The organism is Mesorhizobium sp. M0028 (assembly GCF_040323855.1).
Taxonomy (GTDB): Bacteria; Pseudomonadota; Alphaproteobacteria; order Rhizobiales; family Rhizobiaceae; genus Mesorhizobium.
On the sequence record NZ_JAMYVG010000022.1, the window covers coordinates 39,581 to 60,282 of the forward strand.

General features: G+C 63.4%; 15 protein-coding genes. 6 read left to right on the forward strand and 9 right to left on the reverse strand.

The genetic code is table 11. The annotated features are described in order from the left end of the window. Positions 1–3: 3 nt before the first annotated feature. Positions 4–3,492 carry a PAS domain-containing hybrid sensor histidine kinase/response regulator gene (locus tag NKJ93_RS27780; RefSeq protein WP_352482470.1) on the reverse strand — a complete coding sequence of 1,163 codons (3,489 nt, stop codon included), beginning with the start codon at positions 3,490–3,492 and terminating at the stop codon, positions 4–6. Positions 3,493–3,725: 233 nt separating this feature from the next. Here NKJ93_RS27780 and mscL point away from each other — a divergent pair, with 233 nt between their 5' ends. Further along, entirely contained in the window at positions 3,726–4,148 is a 423-nt protein-coding gene (gene mscL, locus NKJ93_RS27785; protein ID WP_352493792.1) for a large conductance mechanosensitive channel protein MscL, read from the forward strand. 111 nt (positions 4,149–4,259) lie between these two features. Continuing rightward, positions 4,260–5,426 carry a pyridoxal phosphate-dependent aminotransferase gene (locus NKJ93_RS27790; RefSeq protein ID WP_352547899.1) on the forward strand — a complete coding sequence of 389 codons (1,167 nt, stop codon included), beginning with the start codon at positions 4,260–4,262 and terminating at the stop codon, positions 5,424–5,426. A gap of 92 nt (positions 5,427–5,518) precedes the next feature. On the opposite strand, the gene hemA is transcribed toward NKJ93_RS27790, so the two are convergent. After that, positions 5,519–6,796, reverse strand: a complete 1,278-nt coding sequence (gene hemA / locus NKJ93_RS27795) for a 5-aminolevulinate synthase (protein ID WP_023719474.1) — start codon at positions 6,794–6,796, stop codon at positions 5,519–5,521. A 265-nt stretch (positions 6,797–7,061) separates the two neighbouring features. Here hemA and galE point away from each other — a divergent pair, with 265 nt between their 5' ends. Both galE and NKJ93_RS27805 read left to right on the forward strand, forming a co-directional pair. Then, on the forward strand, positions 7,062–8,057 hold the full coding sequence (galE, locus tag NKJ93_RS27800) for a UDP-glucose 4-epimerase GalE (protein WP_023719473.1): 996 nt from the start codon (positions 7,062–7,064) through the stop codon (positions 8,055–8,057). A 104-nt stretch (positions 8,058–8,161) separates the two neighbouring features. Further along, positions 8,162–9,412: a D-amino acid dehydrogenase gene (locus NKJ93_RS27805; protein ID WP_352482468.1), complete on the forward strand. Its 1,251-nt coding sequence runs from the start codon at positions 8,162–8,164 to the stop codon at positions 9,410–9,412. 36 nt (positions 9,413–9,448) lie between these two features. Here NKJ93_RS27805 and NKJ93_RS27810 read toward each other — a convergent pair whose 3' ends face one another. From NKJ93_RS27810 to NKJ93_RS27840, 7 genes are all read right to left on the reverse strand, one after another. Beyond that, positions 9,449–10,819, reverse strand: a complete 1,371-nt coding sequence (locus NKJ93_RS27810; RefSeq protein ID WP_352515896.1) for an FGGY-family carbohydrate kinase — start codon at positions 10,817–10,819, stop codon at positions 9,449–9,451. Then, entirely contained in the window at positions 10,816–11,133 is a 318-nt protein-coding gene (gene rhaM, locus NKJ93_RS27815) for an L-rhamnose mutarotase (RefSeq protein ID WP_352493794.1), read from the reverse strand. Before rhaM ends, NKJ93_RS27810 begins: the two co-directional genes overlap by 4 nt. Then, on the reverse strand, positions 11,133–12,134 hold the full coding sequence (locus NKJ93_RS27820) for an ABC transporter permease (protein ID WP_352482463.1): 1,002 nt from the start codon (positions 12,132–12,134) through the stop codon (positions 11,133–11,135). The genes rhaM and NKJ93_RS27820 overlap by 1 nt, the downstream gene beginning before the upstream one ends. Further along, positions 12,131–13,108, reverse strand: a complete 978-nt coding sequence (locus NKJ93_RS27825; RefSeq protein ID WP_352493795.1) for an ABC transporter permease — start codon at positions 13,106–13,108, stop codon at positions 12,131–12,133. The genes NKJ93_RS27820 and NKJ93_RS27825 overlap by 4 nt, the downstream gene beginning before the upstream one ends. Next, positions 13,105–14,646, reverse strand: coding sequence for a sugar ABC transporter ATP-binding protein (locus NKJ93_RS27830; protein WP_352493796.1), 1,542 nt, complete (start codon positions 14,644–14,646; stop codon positions 13,105–13,107). The genes NKJ93_RS27825 and NKJ93_RS27830 overlap by 4 nt, the downstream gene beginning before the upstream one ends. An 83-nt stretch (positions 14,647–14,729) precedes the next feature. Next, positions 14,730–15,725, reverse strand: coding sequence for a rhamnose ABC transporter substrate-binding protein (rhaS, locus tag NKJ93_RS27835; RefSeq protein WP_023719466.1), 996 nt, complete (start codon positions 15,723–15,725; stop codon positions 14,730–14,732). A gap of 54 nt (positions 15,726–15,779) precedes the next feature. Beyond that, positions 15,780–16,589, reverse strand: coding sequence for a DeoR/GlpR family DNA-binding transcription regulator (locus NKJ93_RS27840; RefSeq protein WP_352493797.1), 810 nt, complete (start codon positions 16,587–16,589; stop codon positions 15,780–15,782). Positions 16,590–16,777: 188 nt separating this feature from the next. Here NKJ93_RS27840 and NKJ93_RS27845 point away from each other — a divergent pair, with 188 nt between their 5' ends. Both NKJ93_RS27845 and rhaI read left to right on the forward strand, forming a co-directional pair. Then, a complete protein-coding gene (locus NKJ93_RS27845) occupies positions 16,778–18,880 on the forward strand; it encodes a bifunctional rhamnulose-1-phosphate aldolase/short-chain dehydrogenase (protein WP_023719464.1) in 2,103 nt (700 codons plus the stop codon). Positions 18,881–19,052: 172 nt separating this feature from the next. Next, positions 19,053–20,345, forward strand: a complete 1,293-nt coding sequence (gene rhaI / locus NKJ93_RS27850; protein WP_352592359.1) for an L-rhamnose catabolism isomerase — start codon at positions 19,053–19,055, stop codon at positions 20,343–20,345. Positions 20,346–20,702 lie beyond the last annotated feature (357 nt).

The following is a 20,702-nucleotide window of genomic DNA, read 5'->3' on the forward strand; positions in this document are numbered from 1 at the left end:
TTCTCATTCGGCCGCCGGCGCCAGCGGCCTGACCCTGGCCATCATCGAGCGCAGCATCGCCGGTTTCAGCGGTTTACTGATCACCGGCACGTCGAGCCTGCCAGCAGCGGCGCGAACCTCGCTGGAGCGGTCGGCGGTGACCAGCACGGCCGGCAGGTCCTCGCCATGGATCGCACGCAACTGGGCGATCAATTCGAGGCCGGTCTTGTCGTCGAGATGATAGTCGGCAAGCACAATGTCCGGCCGATGCATGGCGGACCTGTCGAGATCCTCCGCGCCGGAAAGCGTGTCGACGCTGCAGCCCCAGCCCTCGAGCAGCAGCCGCATGCCGTCGAGGATGCGGCCGTCATTGTCGATGCAGAGCACATGCAGCCCGGCAAGCGAGGTCGTAGCGCGGGCAGGCGGCTTCGCCTCGGCCTCGCGCCGCGGTGCCTGCACGGCCGCCACCGGCAGCAGCACGGAAAAGCGCGTGCCCTTGCCGGGATTGGAGAAGATCCGGATTTCAAGGCGCAGGACGCGGGCGATGCGGTCGACGATGGAGAGCCCCAAGCCGAGGCCTTCCGCCTCGCGCATGCCCTCGTCGAGCCGGGTGAATTCGCGGAACACGGTGTTGAGCTTGTCGCCGGCAATGCCGATGCCGGTGTCGATAACCTGGATCTCGGCCAGTTCGCCGCGCCGCCGCACGCCGACCAGGATGCGGCCATGGCGCGTATATTTGATGGCGTTGGAGACCAGGTTCTGGATCAGCCGGCGCAGCAGATTTCGATCCGTCATGACGCTGAGCGACGACGGCATGATCGAGAGTTCGAGCTTCTTTTCGGCGGCAAGCGGCCGGAAGTCGTTGCCGATCTGGCGCAGCAGCCCGTCGAGGCCGAAGCTCGTATCGTCCGGCTTCATCGCGCCGGCATCGAGGCGCGAAATGTCGAGCACCGCGCCGAGGATGGTCTCGACCGATTCCAGTGACGATTCGATATTCATCGCCGCCTTGCCGGCAGGCCCCTTGCCGGTCTTCTCGATCAGCGACGAGCAATAGAGGCGGGCGGCGTTCAGCGGCTGCAGGATGTCGTGGCCGGCGGCAGCGAGGAAGCGCGTCTTGCCGAGATTGGCCTCTTCGGCCAGCATCTGCGCCTGCGCCAGCTCCTCGTTGACGCGGGTGAGCTCGGCGGTGCGGCTCTTCACGCGCTGTTCCAGCGATTCATTGGCGCGCTTCAGCGCCAGATCCTGCTCGACGCGCCCTGAGATGTCGGCATAGGTGGCGACGATGCCGCCGTCCGGCATCGGATTGGAGCGCAATTCCAGGATACGCCCGCTGGTCTTCAGCTCCATCTGCCATGGGCTGACGAAGCTGGTCAGGCGGTTCAGCATGGTGACGCGCTGGTCTGGCGGTATATCGCCGCGCTCGGCAAGGTGGCGCAGGATACGATCGAGCGAGACGCCGACCTGGCCCATCTCGTCGGGCAGGTCGAACAGCGCCCGGTACTGGCGGTTCCAGCAGATCAACCGGAAATCGCGGTCGAAGACGGTGATGCCCTGTTCCATCTGGTCGAGTGCGATCTGCAGCAGGTCGCGATTGTGCTGTAGCGCCTCGGTGGCGTCGTCGAGCAGGCGGAAGGCGTCCTTGGATTCGCGGTCGTTGCGGCGCAGCAGCAGCGACAGGATCAGCCGCGCCGAGGAGGAGCCGACGGCACTGGCCAGAAGCTGCTCGGAGAAGCGGATGACATCCATGCTGGCCTGTTCGTTGCCGTGCAGTGAAGTGCCGCTGCTCTTCTCGAATGACTGGAAGGAGCGCTCGGTGCGTTCGACACCGAGATAGCGCGCGATCGTGTCCTTGAGGTCGTTGACGGTGATCGTGGTGCGGAAGCGGCGCAGGCTCGGCAGCGGCCCCGCCTCGCGCGGCACGAAGATCGACGCCTGGATGCGTTCCAGCGGCACCGACGCGCGCGACAGTGAGCCGAACACAAAAAACAACGTGTTGATCGACAGGCTCCACAGCACGCCATGGTTCAGCGGCTCGGCGACGGTGCCGAAAAGGGCTTGCGGCCGCAATGCATCGAAGCCGAACAGGCCGTGGACGAGGATGCCGGTCTCGGGCGCGGCGAGCGAGGGAAGCAGTAGCGTGTAGCTCCAGACGACGATGCCGGCCACCATGCCGAGTGCCGCACCCCTTCCGTTGGCGCCGCGCCAGACCAGGCCGCCGATCATTGCCGGCGCGAACTGCGCGATCGCGGCGAACGACATCAGGCCGATCGAGGATAGCCGCGCGCTGTTTGTGCTCTCGCGGTAGTAGAGGAAGGCGATGAACAGCATGATGAAGATCGCCGCCCGCCGCACATTGAGGATGAGCGTCGACCAGTCCTCGCTCTCTGAGGTCGTGGTCCGCAGCAGCCGGCGCACGAACAGCGGAATGATCAGGTCGTTGGAGATCATGATCGACAGCGCGACGCTTTCGACGATCACCATTGCCGTCGCCGCCGACAGGCCGCCGATAAAGGCGGCCATGGCCAGAACGTCGTGGCCGCTGAACAGCGGCAGTGACAGCACGTAGAGGTCGCTGCTGGTCCTGGGGCCGACCAGTTCCAGGCCGGCCAGCGCGATCGGCAGCACGAACAGATTGATTGCCACGAGATAGAGCGGAAACACCCATGTCGCCGTGCGCAGCTCAGCCTCGCTGCGGTTCTCGACGATGGTGACGTAGAACTGGCGCGGCAGCATGAGGATGGCAAAGCCGCTCAGGCATGTCAGTACCAGCCAGGTCGCGAGCGAGGTGTTGTAGCCCATCGCCTGGCGCACCTGCGTGTTTTCGGCGAGCCGGTCGAACATATCGCCTGGCCCGCCGAAGATCAGAAACGTGACCATCAGGCCTATCGCCAGGAAGGCGGCGAGCTTGACCACGGTCTCGACCGCCACCGCCAGCACCAGACCGTCCTGGTGTTCGGTGGCGTCGGCATGGCGCGTGCCGAACAGCACGGCAAACAGCGCCAGCAGCATGGCAACGACAAGCGAGATGTCGCTGACGAACGGATCGAACGACGGCGGCGAGCCGGTATAGTGCTCGACCATCAGGCTGACCGAGCCGGAGATCGCCTTCAATTGCAGCGCCATGTAAGGCACCGCGCCTATGGTTGCGATCAGCGTGGCGATCGCCGCGACAGCGAAGCTCTTGCCGTAGCGGGCGCCGAGAAAGTCGGCGATCGAGGTGATCTTCTCGGTCTTTGCCAGCCTGACGATGCGCTGCAGCAGCGGAAAGCCGAACACGAACACCAGAACCGGTCCGATATAGATGCCGAGGAATTCGAGGCCGCGCTCGGAGGAGAGCCCGACCGAGCCGAAGAAGGTCCAGGAGGTGCAGTAGATGGCGAGGCTGAGCGCATAGATAAAGGGCCGGGCGCGGCCAGGCCCGGATGAAGTCGAGCGCCGGTCGCCCAGGCTGGCGATAGCAAACAGCAACGTCACATAGGCGATCGCGATGATGACGATGAACCAGCCCTGCACGCCTCGAACTTCCTCCCTGCGCCGGCTTTTTCATCCGGCCTTGCAGACGCAATCACAGCTTGGCCACCGAGTCCATCGCGGCTTTCGGCGCATTATGGCCGCGGCTTCGCGCAATCCAGGCCGGGGAAACACGTCTTTGCTCCTGTCGCAACCGCAGGTTTTTGCTATTCTGCCTGCCGGTCGATGCCGAGGGCGTGGACGGCAGCACGGCCGGTCAGGAAAAGGAGGGTCGAATGCTGAAAGAGTTTCAGGAATTCATTTCCAGGGGCAATGTGGTGGACCTGGCCGTCGCCGTCATCATCGGCGCTGCCTTCGGCAAGATCGTCACCTCGCTGGTCGACGACATCATCATGCCGGTCATCGGGGCGATTTTGGGCGGATTAGACTTCAACAACTACTTTCTGCCCTTGTCCTCGGCCGTTAACGCCACATCGCTGGCGGATGCCAAGAAACAGGGCGCGGTCTTCGCCTATGGCAGCTTCATCACCGTGGCGTTGAACTTCCTTATCCTCGCCTTCATTATCTTCCTGATGGTCAAGGCGGTGAACAATCTGCGCCAGCGGCTGGAGCGCGAGAAACCGGCTACCCCGGCCGCTCCGCCACCAGCCGACGTCGCGCTGCTCACCGAAATTCGCGATCTCCTCGCCAGAAAGTAGCGCCTGCGGCAACTTTCTGGACCAAAACCCCGGTCGCTTGCGGCCGGGGTTTTCTGTTTTCGTCCGCCCTGAAACACGCTAGCAGTCGAGCAAACGAAAACGGACCCATCCATGACCCTGATCGATACTCTGCGCGCCGAAGCGCGGGCGGCGCCCGAAAGCGGCATTGTCGCCGTCATGAATCGTGGCCGCGGCCGCGACGGTATGATCCCGCTTTGGGCCGGCGAGGGCGACCTGCCGACGCCTGCCTTCATCACCGATGCCGCCGCCAAGGCGCTGGCCGCCGGCGAGACCTTCTACACCTGGCAGCGGGGCATTCCCGAACTCAGGCAGGCGCTCGCCCGCTACTACACCAGGCATTTCGGCAAGACTTTCGCCAACGAAGAATTCATCGTCACCGGCTCCGGCATGCATGCCATCCAGATGGCCATCGACGCGGTGGCCGGCAAGGGCGACGAACTTGTCTACCTGTCGCCGGCATGGCCGAATTTCGCCGCCGCCGCCGGCGTGGCCGGCGCCGTTCCGGTTGCAGTCACCCTTGATCAGTCCGGCAATGGCTGGTCCTGCGATGTCGACAAGATCGCAGCGGCGATCACGCCACGGACCAAGGCGCTGTTCGTCAACACGCCGTCCAACCCGACCGGCTGGACCGCCGACAAGGAGACGCTGCAGGCAATCCTCGATCTCGCCCGCGAAAGGGGCCTGTGGATCATTGCCGACGAGATCTATTCGCTGTTCCACTACGGCCATGGCCGCGCGGCGTCGTTCATCGACATCATGGCCGATGAGGACCGCATCCTGTTCGTCAATTCCTTTTCCAAGAACTGGGCGATGACCGGCTGGCGCATCGGCTGGATCAAGATCCATCCCGCCTTGCAGCAGGTGTTCGAGAACCTGGTCCAGTATTCGACTTCCGGCGTTGCGCAGTTCATGCAGCGCGGCGCCGTCGTCGCCCTCGACGAGGGCGATGCCTTCATCGTCGAACAGGTGGAGCGGGCGAGGGCGGCGCGCGACCTCGTCTGCGGCATTCTCGCCGAAACCGGCAGGGCGCGGTTCACCGTGCCGCAGGGCGCGTTCTATCTGTTCTTCGCCGTCGACGGCATCACCGATTCCCGCGCTGCCGCTTTCGACATGGTCGACCGCGCCAATGTCGGCCTGGCCCCCGGCACCGCCTTCGGCCCCGGTGGCGAAGCTTTCCTCAGGCTATGCTTCCACCGCCGCCTCGACCAGCTCGAAGAAGCCGCGCACCGGCTGGCGAAATGGATGAAGACTGTGTGAGGTGTGTTGAGCTTCGCGCCAGGCATCGCAGCACTGAAAAATGAGGCGGCACCGATAGGCGGCTTCCGCAATGGTGCCCGTAGCGGCGGAGGTTACCCGCCCGACTTCGGCACCAGCAACGGAATGACGCGGTCGCTCTTGGCCACTGAAGGCCGGCCGGCCGAACCGTAGGGAATCCCCAACGCATCCCATGTCTCGACTAGCGCGTCCTGTAAGGAGGCAATCAGCGCGTCAGAATGGAACGGTGTCGGCGTGATGCGCAGCCGTTCGGTGCCGCGCGGCACTGTCGGGTAATTGATCGGCTGGATATAGATGCCGTGCACGCCGAGCAGGCGGTCGCTGGCCATCTTGCAGAGCTCGGGATCGCCGACCAGCAGCGGCACGATGTGGGTAGGTGACTCCATTACCGGCAGGCCGGCCGCGGCAAGCACTTCCTTGGTCCGCGTCGCCTGACGCAGCTGCGCGTCGCGCTCGGCCTGCGAGCGCTTGAGATGGCGGATCGAGGTGGTTGCCGCGGCAGCGATCGCCGGCGGCAGCGCCGTGGTGAAGATGAAGCCCGGCGCATAGGAGCGCACGGCGTCGATCACGGCGCTGGTGCCGGTGATGTAGCCGCCAAGCGTGCCGAACGCCTTGGCCAGTGTGCCCTCGATGATGTCGATGCGGTCGGCCAGCCCTTCGCGCTCGGTGATGCCGCCGCCGCGCGGCCCGTACATGCCAACGGCATGGACCTCGTCTATATAAGTCATCGCATTGTAACGCTCGGCGAGGTCGACGATCTGCTTGATCGGCGCGATGTCGCCATCCATCGAATAGACGCTCTCGAAGACGATCAGCTTGGCACGCTCGCGGCCGGCCGCCTGCAGCAGGCTTTCGAGATGCGCGACGTCGTTATGGCGGAAGATCTTCTTCTCGGCGCCCGAGCGCCGCACACCCTCGATCATCGAAGCGTGGTTAAGCTCGTCCGAGATGATCAGGCAATTGGGAAGCAGCTTTGCAATGGTCGAGATCGACGCTTCGTTTGAAACGAAGCCGGAGGTGAAAACCAGTGCCGCTTCCTTGTCGTGCAGGTCGGCAAGCTCCAGTTCGAGCTCGACCAGCGGGTTGCTGGTGCCCGAAATGTTGCGGGTGCCGCCGGCCCCCGATCCCATTTTGCCTGCCGCCTTCTGGAACGCGGCGATGACGTCGGGATGCTGGCCCATGCCGAGATAATCGTTGGAGCACCAGACGGTGATTTCCTCGGCGCGGCCATTGGCACGCCAGATGGCGCGCGGGAATTTTCCCACGATACGCTCAAGGTCGGCGAAGACGCGATAGCGACGCTCTGCATGGAGCTGGTCGATCGCTTCCTCGAAGAACCGCTGGTAATTCATGTCGCCTTCCCAATTTTGCGCGGGATCATAGTCATTGGCCTATTCGCCGTCCACCGCACCGTTTTGGTCAAAATGCCACGCCCCAGGCCTGTTCCTAACGACCACGGAACGTGGCCTATTCCCTTGATGTGGATCAATCTTGTTTCAGGACAATGCCACCCGCCGATGAGACTGGTTACCGCAGATTGTAATGGCCTGGCGGCAGGTTTTCCAGTACGGCGACGATTGAGACAGTTCCGATAAATCATGAATAGCGAGGATGCGGATGACGGTTTTGGTGACAGGCGGTGCCGGCTATATCGGCAGCCATATGGTCTGGGAGTTGCTGGACACGGGCGACAGCGTCGTCGTCCTCGACCGGCTTTCGACCGGCTTTGAATGGGCGGTGGCTCCGGAAGCAAAGCTCGTCGTCGGCGATGTCGCCGACAAGGAATTGGTCGCCTCGATCATCCGCGACAACAAGGTCGACGCGATCATCCATTTCGCCGGCTCGATTGTCGTGCCCGAATCGGTGGCCGACCCGCTTGCCTATTACGAGAATAACACCTGCAAGACACGCACCCTGATCGAGACCGCGGTGCGCGAAGGCGTGCCCAATTTCATCTTTTCCTCGACCGCCGCCGTCTATGGCGGCGCCGGCCTGGAGCCGGTACGCGAGGACGCCAGGCTTGCGCCGGAATCGCCCTACGGCCTGTCCAAGCTGATGAGCGAATGGATGCTCCGCGACGCGGCTATTGCCTATGGGCTGCGCTATACGGCGCTGCGCTATTTCAACGTCGCCGGCGCCGACCCGAAGGGCCGCACCGGCCAGTCGACGCCCGGCGCCACGCATCTGATCAAGGTCGCCTGCGAGACGGCGCTCGGCAAGCGCCCCTTCATGCAGGTGTTCGGCACCGACTATCCGACGCCGGACGGCACCTGCATGCGCGACTATATCCATGTCAGCGACCTGGCGGCGGCGCATCGGCTGGCCCTGCAGCGGCTGCGTGCCGGCGGATCGAGCCTGGTCGCCAATTGCGGCTACAGCCACGGCTATTCGGTGCTCGAGGTCATCGACAGCGTACGCCGCGTCTTCGGCCATGATTTCGAGGTGCGGATGGGCGAGCGCCGCCCCGGTGACGCCGCCGCGGTTGTCGCCAATTCGGAGCTGGCCCGCGGCGAACTCGGCTGGACCCCGCAGCGTGACAACCTCGACCAGATCGTCTCCGATGCGCTTGCCTGGGAGCGCATCCTGACCAGCAAGAATTCGGCTCTGGGCTAAGCGCGGGCTCTCCGTAAGGGCTCGTCGGCAGGAGGCAGAGGCGCTATTGAAGGGCCTCACGGCTGAGCGTGCAGGCGTTCGGCTGTGTTCGAGTTGGGGGCGGCATGAAAATATCGGTGCTTGGAGCCGGCGTCGTTGGCACGGCGGCGGCCTATTGTCTGGCCAGCGACGGCCATGAAGTCACGGTGATCGAGCGCCATCCGGCGGCGGCGCGCGGCACCAGCCAGTCGAATGCCGGCCTGGTATCTCCCGGCGATGCCACCGCCTGGGCTTCGCCCGCCGCGCTTAAAACGTTCCTGCGAGCCCTCTACAACCACGATCTCGGCATCAAGGTGCGGCTGCGCTTCGATCCGTATTTTGTCGCCTGGAGCCTGCGCTTCCTGCGCCAGTGCACGCATAAGCGCATGCGCGCCAACACCGAGATCAAGCTGCGCCTGGCGCTCTATTCGCGCAACTGCATCAACGCCATCTCCGCCGACACCGGCATCCACTATGACGAGCGCAAGAAAGGCATTCTGTATTTCTTCCGCTCGCAGCAGAGCTTTGATACCGGCACCGACAATTACCGCTATCTCGCCGAACATGGCCTGCCGATCGAGATCGTCGGCCGCGACCGGCTGGTCGAGCTCGAGCCCGGCCTTGCCGGAGCCAAGGACAAAATTGCCGGCGGCGTCTATTCGCCGATCGACCAGACCGGCGATTCCAGTCAATTCACGCAGCGCCTCGCTGCCTATGCCGCCGAAAAACTCGGTGTCCAATTCCTCTACGGCACGACGGTCGAAGGCCTCGACATCGACGGCGACCGGGTGCGCGCGGTGATGACCTCGGCCGGCCCGGTGGCCGGCGACGCCGTGGTCATTTCCATGGGGCCGGAGAGCGGTCTGCTCGGCCGCCGCTACGGCATCGACCTGCCCGTCTATCCCGTGAAGGGCTATACCGTGACCGTTCCGCTGGAAGATGAAAGCAACGGGCCGATCATGGGCGGCGCCGACGAGGACCGGCTGATCGGCTATTCCAGGCTGGGAAATCGGCTGCGGATGTCCTCGACGGCGGAGTTCACCGGTTTCGACCGCACGTTCAAGCCGCGCGATTTCAACTCGATCCTGAACACCGGCAAGGACCTGTTCCCCGGCGCCTTCGACGAGAGCAAGGCCGAGCTCTGGGCTGGACTTCGCCCGATGATGCCGAACTCCGTGCCGGTCATCGGCCGGGCGCGGTATGACAATCTATATCTCGATACCGGCCACGGCCATCTCGGCTGGACCATGGCCTGCGGTTCGGGAAAATTCCTTGCCGACGTGGTCGCCGGCCGCAAGCCGGAGATCGATCCACAAGGATTGCTCTACGCGGGCTAGCAACGGCCTGACCGCAGGGCGCCATGAGCTCGGCGGTCAGGCTCGTTCGTCGACTGCCGAACGCCAGGAGCGCACGTAACTTGTCCAGAGTGGATCGGCCGACGGTTCGGTCCTTTCGCCTCTGCCTTGCGGTGTCCCCTGGTCCGACGCCAGCAAGGCGGCGCCGATGCTGGTGCCTGTCGCAGCCGCGGAGGCAATGACGGCGCGCGCCGTCGCCGCAGCCAGCATGCGGGTGAACAGCCGGTTGCGGGCGAAGGGTCCTTCGACGATGGTTGACCCCCCGCCGCCGATCAGATCGAGGCAGGTCGCGGTCATCAGCGCCAGGTAGAACGAGATGGCGACAAAGCGCTGGCCGGCCGTCATACCTTCGGCGCTGAGCCACGCCGCGGCATAGTGCGGAAACGGCCCCGAATCCTGTTGGGTCGAAGGCAACAGGGACGTCTTGCGCGCGAGCACCGCGGCGACATCGTCTTCGGTCCAGTCTTCCGATTGGCCTTCCGTCAGCACGGAGAACTCGCGGCCACCCATGAAGCGCGCCGAGGGCACGGCATCGCCGAACGCGTTGACATTGACCAGCGTGTCGCGCGCCGGATCGAGCGTGACCTTGCTGCCGCCAACCGCCATCGACACCACCCAGGTGCCGGTCGAGACGACGGAGAAAGGCGGCTTGTCGGACAGGAGATGCGGCAGCAGCGAGGCGTTGGAATCGTGCAGGCCGCAATACACCGGCGTTTGCGGATCGAGGCCGGTTTGCCGCGCCAGAGCGGGCAGGATCGGGCCCAAGCGGTCCTTGGCCTGCCGCACCGGCGCCATTAGCCGGCGCCATTCCAGCCGGTCGACCAGTGAGGAAAAATCCGCTTTCCACGGGTTCCACAGATCGGTGTGGCAGCCGAGCGAAGTCACCTCGCTGGCGGCGACGCCGGTCAGGCGCAAGGCCCAGTATTGCGGATACATCAGCATCGCGGCGGCCCTGGCGAAATCCGCTGGAAAGCGCTTCTGCTGCCAGAACAACTGCGCGCCGAGATTGAGGCCGGCCGGCAGGCGCGGCGTGCCGGTCTCGGTGAAAGGCGGGCGGATCGCGTCGTAGTCCTTGGCGAAGGCATCCGGACCGTCGAACTCGTAATCGAGCACCGGCAGCGCCAGTTCGCCTGATGCGTCGGCCAGCACCGCCGTTGCGCCATGGGTGGTGATCGATATCGCGTCGATGCGCTGCTCGCGATCGATCTCGGCCAGGCTGCCGAGGATGAACGCCCATAACCGCTCGACGTCGTGGTGCGGATACGGGCGTTGCCGAACCGGCTCGTTGACCATCCTGCGCAGCGCCACTTCGCTTGCTGCGGCGAGATCGACCAGCGCCACCTTGGCGTTGGTCTTGCCGATATCGATGACGGCGACGTGGCGGGTCATTCCATATGGAACATTGTTTCCAGCGGCACCGCCACCGGCTCGTTGTTCGGCTTGGTTTCCATGATGTCTGCCATCTCGGCCCACCAGCGCTGCATCGCCGGATGCTTAGGCAATTCGTCCATGCCATGGTCGTTACGGCGCCACAGCACGCCGAACAAGGTGTTGGTCTCCTCGTCGAGATGGATCGAGTAATCGGAGATACCAGCCTGTTTTAGCAACGCGACGAGTGACGGCCAGATGTCGTCGTGGCGCCTCTTGTATTCGGCCTTCATGCCGGGATTGAGCTTCATCTTGAACGCATATTTTTCGGGCATCAGGCAAAGCGCTCCCGCCGCACGCGCTGCCACAGGATCGGCAGCGCGATGACGATGATCAGCAGCAGGCCGATGAAGATCGACATGACGATCCCCGGCACGTTGAGCAGGCCAAGACCGAAGGTCACCAGCCCCATGATGAAGGCCGCCAGCACGACGCCCAGAATGCTGCCGGCGCCGCCGAGAATGCTGACGCCGCCGAGCACCACCATGGTGATGACTTCGAGTTCGTAGCCCTGCGCGATCGACGGCCGGGTCGAGCCGAGCCGTGACGTAATCAGCACCGAGGCGATGCCCGCCATCAGGCCGGTCAGGCAAAACAGGATGAACTTGATGCGGCCGACACGCACGCCGGAAAACTGCGCCGCAACCGGGTTGTTGCCGATGGCAAAGACCCGGCGGCCGAAGCTCGTCCGGTGCAGAAGGAACCAGTAGACGACGGCCGCGACCAGGAAAAGCGTCAGTTCGAACGACACCACCCACCAGACATAACCTTGGCCGAAGAAGGCGAAGCTCGCGGGATAGCCCTTGTAGGCCTGGTCGCCGAGGATGATGAAGGCAACGCCGCGAAACAGGCTCATCGTGCCGATGGTGACGACGATCGACGGCAGCCCCAGCCTGGTGACGAGCAGCCCGTTGAAGGCGCCGCAGCCGAGCCCGACGACGATGCCGATTGCCACCAGGACAGGCGTGCCGGCGCCGGCCTGCACCGCCATGCCCATCATCGTCGAGGCGAGTGCGATGATAGCGGCGACCGACAGGTCGATTTCGCCGGAGATGATCAGCAGTGCCATGGCCAGCGCGATCAGCGCCTTTTCGGTGAAGTTGAAAGTCAGGTCCGACAGCGACCACGCGTCGAGGAAATAGGGCGAGGCAAAACTGTTGACGGCAAAGATGGCGACCGCCACGACGACCAGCAGCGCCTCCCATGAGAAGATCGCCGCAGTGAACGGCTTGTCGAGTCGGTTCGGAACATGGCGCGGGGCAGGGGTATCGGTCATGCCACTTCCGCCTTTTTGAGGATGATGCGGCCTTGCCGGCGTTCGCCGCGCGCGTTGAGCACCACGGCCAGGATGATGGCGCTGCCCGAAATCGCCATTTGCCAGAAGGGCGAGATATTGATCACCGGCAGCGCGTTGGAGATGATACCGAGGAACAGCGCGCCGAGCACCGCGCCGCCGACCGAGCCGATGCCGCCGGCGATGGAGATGCCGCCGATGACGCAGGCGGCGATGATGTTGAGCTCATAGCCGTTGGCGACCTCGACCGAGGCGATGACGTAGCGCGAGATCCAGAGATAGCCGCAGAGGCCGCCGATCATCCCCGAAATGCAGAAGACGATGAATTTCGTCCGGCCGACGTCGATGCCGGCATAGACCGATGCGGTCGGGTTGACACCGATGGCGTAGATCGAGCGGCCGAGCGCCGTGCGCGTCATCACAAGGAAGAACAAGGCGATGACCAGCAGGGCAATCCATGACAGCACCGGTATGCCGAGGAACGTCGCGCGCTGCAGGCCGATGAAATCGGGGCTCATCTGGTCGGCGTTGACCCAGGCGCCGCCTGAAATAACGAAGGTGGCGCCGCGGTAGATGGTGAGAGTGCCGAGCGTTACCACGATCGAGGGAATGTTCAGCCGCCACACCAACAGGCCATTGATGGCGCCGAGCACCAGGCCGACCAGAAGTGCGATGACGATCAGCAGCGGGATCGGGATTGCCGGATGCGCGGCGTTCAGCATCGCCACCACCATGCCGGTGAAGCAGAGATTGGCTGCCATCGACAGGTCGATCGAGCGGGTCAGGATAACCACCATCTGGCCGAGCGCCAGGATCATCAGGATCGACGTGTCGTTGAACACCTGGCGCACATTGCCGGGAGCGGCAAAGCCCGGAAAACGCATCGAGATCAGCCCGATCAGCACGGCGATTGCCGCCAGCAGCCAGACTTCGCGGTATTTGAGAAGAGCCTTCATGCCGCGATCCCCGCTGCCGTCCTGACCAGCGTTTCGGCGTCGAGCCCCTTATTGTCGTAGACCGCGGCAATGCGGCCCTCGCGCATAACGACGACACGGTCGGACATGCCGAGAATTTCCGGCAGTTCGGACGACACCATGATAACCGACAGGCCTTGCGCGACGAGCTCGGCCATGAAGCCGTGCACGGCGGCCTTCGAGCCGATGTCGATGCCCTTGGTCGGCTCGTCCAGTATGATCACCTTGGGCGCGGTCGCCAGCCATTTGGCGATGACGATCTTCTGCTGGTTGCCGCCCGACAGCGTGCCGACGTCCTGGCTGAGCGAGGAGGCGCGCAGGTCGAGCCGCTCTGTGTAGGAGCGGGCTAGCGCAAACTCTTCCGCCAGCCGCAATATGCCGGATTTGGAGGTTCGCTTGAGCGACGGCAGCGAGACATTCTGGAAGATCGGCAGGCCGATCACCACACCTTGCTTGCCGCGCTCCTCCGGCACATAGACGATACCGGCATCGATCGAATCCGCCGCCGATTTCGGCGCGATCGCCTTGCCTTCCAGCGTGATCGTGCCGCCGCTGGTGTGGGTGATGCCTGATATCGCCTGCATCACCTCGCTGCGCCCGGCGCCGACAAGACCGTAGAAGCCGAGGATCTCGCCCCTGTGCAGCTCGAAGCCGATATCATCGAACTCGGTCGGATGCGACAGGCCGGAGACGGCCAGCACCGGCGCGCCGATCTCGGCCTTGCGCTGCGGAAAGATGTGGTCGACCGCGCGGCCGACCATCATGCGCACGATCTGGCTCTGGCCGGCGTCCTTGATCAGGCCTTCGCCGACCATCTCGCCGTCGCGGAACACGGTATAGCGGTCGGCGATGCGGTAGATCTCATCGAATTTGTGGCTGATGAACAGGATCGCCTTGCCGTCGCTCTTGAGGAATTCGATCAGCAGGAAAAGCTCTTCGATCTCCTTCATCGAAAGCGCCGCCGTCGGCTCGTCCATGATGACGATCCGCGCGTCGATCGACATGGCGCGGGCAACGGCGACGAGATGCTTGTTGGCGATGCCGAGATCCTTCAGCCTGGCATCGGCGTCGATATGGCCGGCACCCATCGTGTCCAGCACTTCGCGGGCGTTCTTGCGCATCGTGCGCCAGTCGATGGTCTTGAAGCGGGTGCGCGGCGCATGGCCGAGGAAGATGTTTTCGGCCACCGTCAGGTCGTCGAACAGCACGGTTTCCTGATGGATGGCGGTGATGCCATGCCCGAAGGCGGCATGGGCGCTGGGCAAGGCGACGGGCTGGCCGTCGATGCTGATCGTGCCCGCATCCGGCTGATAGATGCCGGTCATGATCTTGACCAGCGTCGACTTGCCGGCGCCGTTCTCGCCGATCAGCGCGGTCACCTGGCCGGGATAGAGCGACAGGCTGACATCGTGCAGCGCGCGCACGCCGGGAAAGCTTTTCGAGATGCCGGACAGCGTCAGCCGCGGCCCGGGAGACAAAGGCGCTTCCTTCGCCACTTCGTGTTGGGCTGTCGTGTCCATAATCGTATCAAGCCCTGAAACTAGGTCCGGTTGAGGCCGCGGCGGGGCCAAGGTCCCGCCGCACCAGTTCGAAGGCTCCAGGATCAATAGATCTTGGAGAACTTTTCGATGTTCGACTTGTCGAACTGGAAGGGCGGAGCCATCGCAGCCGAGTTGGTGTCGTCGAGCGTGACCTTGCCGACGCGGCCGATCGACAGCGTAGCACCGGGCTTCGCCTCTTCCTTCTTCACCGCCAGGTCGTGGGCGAGGTAGACGGCCGAATAGCCGAGGTCGATCGGGTTCCACAGCGCAACCGCTTGGCTGGCGCCATTGTCGATGAACTTCTTGAACTCCGATGGCAGCGCCAGGCCGGTGACGTTGACCTTGCCGATCAGGCCTTCATCGGTCACCACCTGCGCGGCGGCAACGACGCCGACCGTGGTCGGTGCGATGATCGCCTTGAGGTTCGGGTAGGACTTCAGCAAGCCCTTGGCCTCGTCCGTGCTCTTGGCCGAGTCGTCGTCGCCATAGACGGTGGCGACGAGCTTGATCTTGGGGAACTTCTCCGGCAGCACCTTCTTGGCCGCGTCGATCCAGGCGTTCTGGTTGGTCGCGGTGGACGAAGCCGACAGGATGGCGACATCGCCGCCTTCCGGCAGGTAGTCGGCGGCAAGCTTGATGATGGTCTCGCCGATCAGGTTGGTGTCGGAAGGGTTGAGGTGAAGCTGGCGGCCTTCCGGCGCGACGCCTGAATCCCACGAGATGACGGTGATGCCGCGTTCCATCGCCTTCTTCAGCGCCGGAACCAGCGCGTCGGCGTCATTGGCCGAAATGGCGATGGCGTTGACCTTCTGGGCGATCAGCGAATTGACCACTTCGATCTGCGCTTCGGCGGTCGCCTTGGTCGGGCCGGTGTAGATGATCTCGACGTCGCCGAGTTCCTTGGCCGCCTCTTCGGCGCCCTTGTTGGCGGCGTCGAAGAAGCCGTTGCCGAGCGACTTCACCACCAGCGCGATCTTGACGTTTTCGGCATAGGCGGCATTCACGAACATGGCGGCGGAAAACGCCGCCGTAACCATCAGTTTCTTCAGAAAGCTCATCGAATATCCTCCCTTGAGCGTTGCATTCCATCGCCGCTGCGGGCGTGAGTTTTCTCAGGCCTGCAGCGAAGATTCTTCCTTGTTGCTTGCCGTTGTGCGGGCGACGATCAACGTCACGCCGGCGGTCTCCAGCATCTTGGCTTCGCGATCCTCGATGCCGTCGTCGGTGATCACCGTGGCGATGCGCGACAGGCCGCACAGGATCAGGCTCGAGCGCTTGCGGAATTTCGAGGAGTCGACCAGCACCACCAATTCGTCCGCCTGGTCGATAAGCTTCTGCTCGGCCTGGATCAGCAGCGGGTCGCCTTCCATAAGACCCAGCGGCCCCAGTCCCTGCGCGCCCATGAACATGCGGCGCGCGTAGAAATTGCGCGTCACGTCATTGTCGAAGGGCGACAGGATGATGTTCTGCTCGCGGTAGATGGTGCCGCCCGACAGCATCACCGTGTTCTTGGAATGCCTGAGCAGGTGCTCGGCGATCGGAAAGGAATTGGTGAAGATCGGCATGCGGCGGCCGCTCAGGAAATGCACCATCTGGAACGTGGTGGTGCCGCCATTGATGATGATCGGCTCGCCGTCCTTGCAGAGTTCCACGGCCTCTCGTGCGATCGCCCGCTTCTGCGAAGCGTTGATCGTCTCGTTGACGGAAAACGGCCGGCCGGCAAGGCCGATGAACTGCGGAGGCGAGAGCGCCTCGGCGCCGCCGCGCACCCGGCGCAGGCGCTTTTGCACATGCAATGCCGCGATGTCGCGCCGGATCGTCGCCTCCGACGACTCCGTCAGGTCGACCATCTCCTGCACCGTCACCACAGGCTTTTCCTGGACGGCGGACAGAATGATCCTGTGGCGCTCTTTCTCGTGCATGGTTCCTCCCTGCTTGAGCATCTAGGCACCCCAAGCGCGCAGTGTCAATCATTTCCGATCAGATAATTTCATTGTGCAGTGCAATATGATTGGTATTGATCGTTTGTGATTGACAAGACGGCCGCTTGCGTAGAAATTCGGACAAAAGGGACCCGCGCCGTTTGCGTGTCCCAAAGGGAGGATTACCTATGCTCGACAAGCGCTCCGGCACGCGCCTCGCCAATCTTTGGGATGACGCAAAAGCGCAAGCGATGAGCGAGCCCGAACGTCTGGTCTATCGCTCGAATGTTCTTGGCTCCGACAAGCGCGTCACCAATTATGGCGGCGGCAACACCTCCTCCAAGATCTGGCAAAACGATCCGCTCACTGGGCAGAGCGTGGAAGTGCTGTGGGTCAAGGGCTCGGGCGGCGACAGCGCCTCGATCAAACTCGACGGCTTCGCCACGCTCTACATGGACAAATTGCGCGCGCTGAAAGGTCTCTATCGCGGCCTCGAACATGAAGACGAGATGGTCGGCTATTTGCCCCACTGCACCTTCAACCTCAACCCGCGCGCGGCCTCGATCGACACACCGCTGCATGCCTTCGTGCCGAAGCCTTATGTCGACCACATGCACCCCGACGCCATCATCGCCATTGCCGCCGCCAAGGATTCGCAGGCGCTGACCAAGGAGATCTTCGGCGACACGATCGGCTGGCTGCCATGGAAGCGCCCGGGCTTCGAACTCGGCCTGTGGCTGGAGAAATTCTGCCTCGAGAACCCCGAGGCCAAGGGTGTCGTGCTGGCAAGCCATGGCCTGTTCAGCTGGGGCGACACGCCGAAGGAATGCTACGAGACGACGATTTCGGTGATCAACCAGGCGATCGACTGGTTCGAGCGCAAGAGCCAGGGCAAGCCGATCTTCGGCGGCGAAATCGTCAAATCGCTCGATGCACCGGCGCGTCGCGCTGTGGCTGCAAAACTGATGCCGAGGATCCGCGGCCTGATCTCGGAGAAAAGCCACAAGCTCGGCCATTTCGACGATTCTCCTGCGGTGCTCGAATTCGTCAATTCCAGGGATTTGCGGCCGTTGGCGGCACTCGGCACATCCTGCCCGGACCACTTCCTGCGCACCAAGATCCGGCCGCTGGTCATCGAGTTCGATCCCAGGAATCCCGATGTCGATGCCGTCATTGCCCGTCTTGTCGACGATGTGGCGGAGTATCGCGTCGGCTATCAGGCCTATTATGACCGCTGCAAGCACGCGGATTCGCCACCGGTGCGCGATCCGAACGCCGTGGTCTATCTGATGCCCGGTGTCGGCATGTTCACCTTCGCTGGCGACAAGGCGACGGCGCGTATATCGGGCGAATTCTACGTCAACGCCATCAACGTCATGCGCGGCGCCTCGACGGTGTCGACCTATGTCGGGCTGCCCGACCAGGAAGCCTTCGATATCGAATACTGGCTGCTCGAAGAGGCAAAGCTGCAGCGCCTGCCGAAACCGAAAGCTCTTGCCGGCCAAATCGCGCTGGTCACCGGCGGCGCCGGCGGCATTGGCCGCGCCACCGCCAACCGGCTGCTGCGCGAAGGCGCCTGCGTCGTGCTGGCCGATATCGACGAGGCAGCCCTTGCCAGCGCCAATGACGAGCTTGCCAAGGCCTACGGCAAGGATTTCGTGCGGCCCGTCGTCATCAACGTCACGTCCGAGGATCAGGTGATCTCCGGCTTTGCCGAGACAGCGGTCGAGTTCGGCGGCATCGACATCCTGGTGTCCAACGCTGGCCTGGCCTCCTCGGCGCCGATCGAGGACACCACGCTGGCGCTGTGGAACAAGAACATGGACATCTTGTCGACGGGATATTTCCTGGTTTCGCGGGAGGCGTTCCGGCTGTTTCGGACGCAAAAGATCGGCGGCAACGTCGTCTTCGTCGCCTCCAAGAACGGCCTTGCCGCATCGCCAAACGCCGCCGCCTACTGCACGGCCAAGGCTGCCGAGATCCATCTGGCGCGCTGCCTGGCGCTGGAAGGCGCGGAAGCCCAGATCAGGGTCAATGTCGTCAATCCCGACGCCGTGCTGCGCGGCTCGAAGATCTGGACCGGCGAATGGAAGGAACAGCGCGCCGCCGCTTACAAGATGTCGACCGACGATCTCGAAGAGCATTACCGCTCGCGCTCGATGCTGAAGCGGTCGGTGTTCCCCGAAGACATCGCCGAAGCGATCTATTTCTTCGCCTCCGACATGTCGGCAAAATCGACCGGCAACATCATCAATGTCGACGCCGGCAACGCGCAGAGTTTTACGCGATAAGCGACCGTCTTTGAGGATTGCGCTGCCCCTCATCCGCCTGCCGGCACCTTCTCCCCGTAATAGTGACGCCGAGAAGGGAAGCGCTCCAACGCCGGTGATCTCCCCGTTCTTTACGGGGAGAGGGGTAAGGGTGAGGGGCAGCGCGACCAACGCAAATTGGGAGGAAACCACCATGTCCGAAACCATCATCTCCGCCGACCTCGTCGACAGGCACAATGCCGCGCGCAATGCCGACCTCAAGCGCGACTACGAGTCCCTCGGCGAGCGCCTCGGCCGCCGCGGCATCGCCATCGATGCCATCCGCGACAAGGTCGAGAAATTCGCCGTCGCCATCCCGTCCTGGGGCGTCGGCACCGGCGGCACCCGCTTTGCCCGCTTTCCCGGCGCTGGCGAGCCGCGCGACATTTTCGACAAGATCGAGGACTGCGCCGTCATCCGCCAGCTGACGCAGGCGACGCCGACCGTCTCGCTGCATATTCCGTGGGACAAGGCCGATCCGAACCGGCTGAAGCAGGCGGCATCCCGCTTCGGCCTCGGCTTCGACGCCATCAACTCCAATACCTTCTCCGACGCCAGGGACCAAAAACTTTCGTATAAGTTCGGCTCGTTGTCGCATGCCGATGCCGCAACACGCCGGCAGGCGGTCGAGCATAATCTCGAATGCATCGAGATCGGCAGGACGCTGGGCTCGAAAGCGCTGACGGTGTGGATCGGCGACGGCTCGAATTTTCCCGGCCAGGTTAATTTCGCCAAGGCGTTCGAGCGTTATCTCGACGCGATGAAGGAGATTTATGCCGGACTGCCGGACGACTGGAAGCTGTTCACCGAGCACAAGATGTACGAGCCGGCCTTTTATTCGACCGTCGTGCAGGATTGGGGCACCAACTACATCATCGCCAAAGAGCTTGGCGATAAGGCGTTCTGCCTGGTCGACCTCGGCCATCACGCCCCCAACGTCAACATCGAGATGATCGTGTCGCGGCTGATCCAGTTCAAGAAGCTCGGCGGCTTCCATTTCAACGATTCGAAATATGGCGACGACGACCTCGACGCCGGCTCGATCGATCCCTACCGGCTGTTCCTGGTCTTCAACGAACTGGTCGATGCCGAGCTTTCCGGTGCCGAAGGGTTCGATCCGGCCCACATGCTCGACCAGAGCCACAACGTCACCGATCCGATCGAAAGCCTGATGCTGTCGGCGGTTGAAGTGCAGCGCGCCTATGCCCAGGCGCTGCTGGTCGATCGCAAGGCGCTCGAAGGCTTCCAGGACGCCAATGATGCGCTGATGGCAACGCAGACGCTGAAGATAGCCTATCGCACCGATGTCGAGCCGATCCTCGCCATGGCACGACTAAAGACCGGCGGCGCCATCGATCCGGTCGCAGCCTACCGCGCCGCCGGCTACCGGGCGAAGGTCGCAGCCGAACGGCCGGCGGTGGCGAGCGTCGGCGGCGGGATTGTTTGATGTCGGGGTGAAAAAGAAAAACCCGCCACGTAGGCGGGTCGTTGGAGCCAATTAGCACCACACCCAGATTAGTAGCATAGCTGCCGGCACAAAGCAAGAACAAAGTTGCTCGCCAGCGTTGAATCGCGCCTTCATTTCAGCTTGGATTCCTCGCCCCCACGAAAGTGGGGGAGAGGTGGCTCGGCGAAGCCGAGACGGAGAGGGGGAGCCGCGCTCTACGAAGGCCCCCTCTCCGGCCGCTTCGCGGCGAGGAACCTCAGGTGTTGATAGAAGGTGCAAGCCTCGCCGATCCCATTATTGTCAGTAGACTCAACCGCTCCAAGCGCGTTTCCTAGGCTCACCCCAAGCCACGGAGAA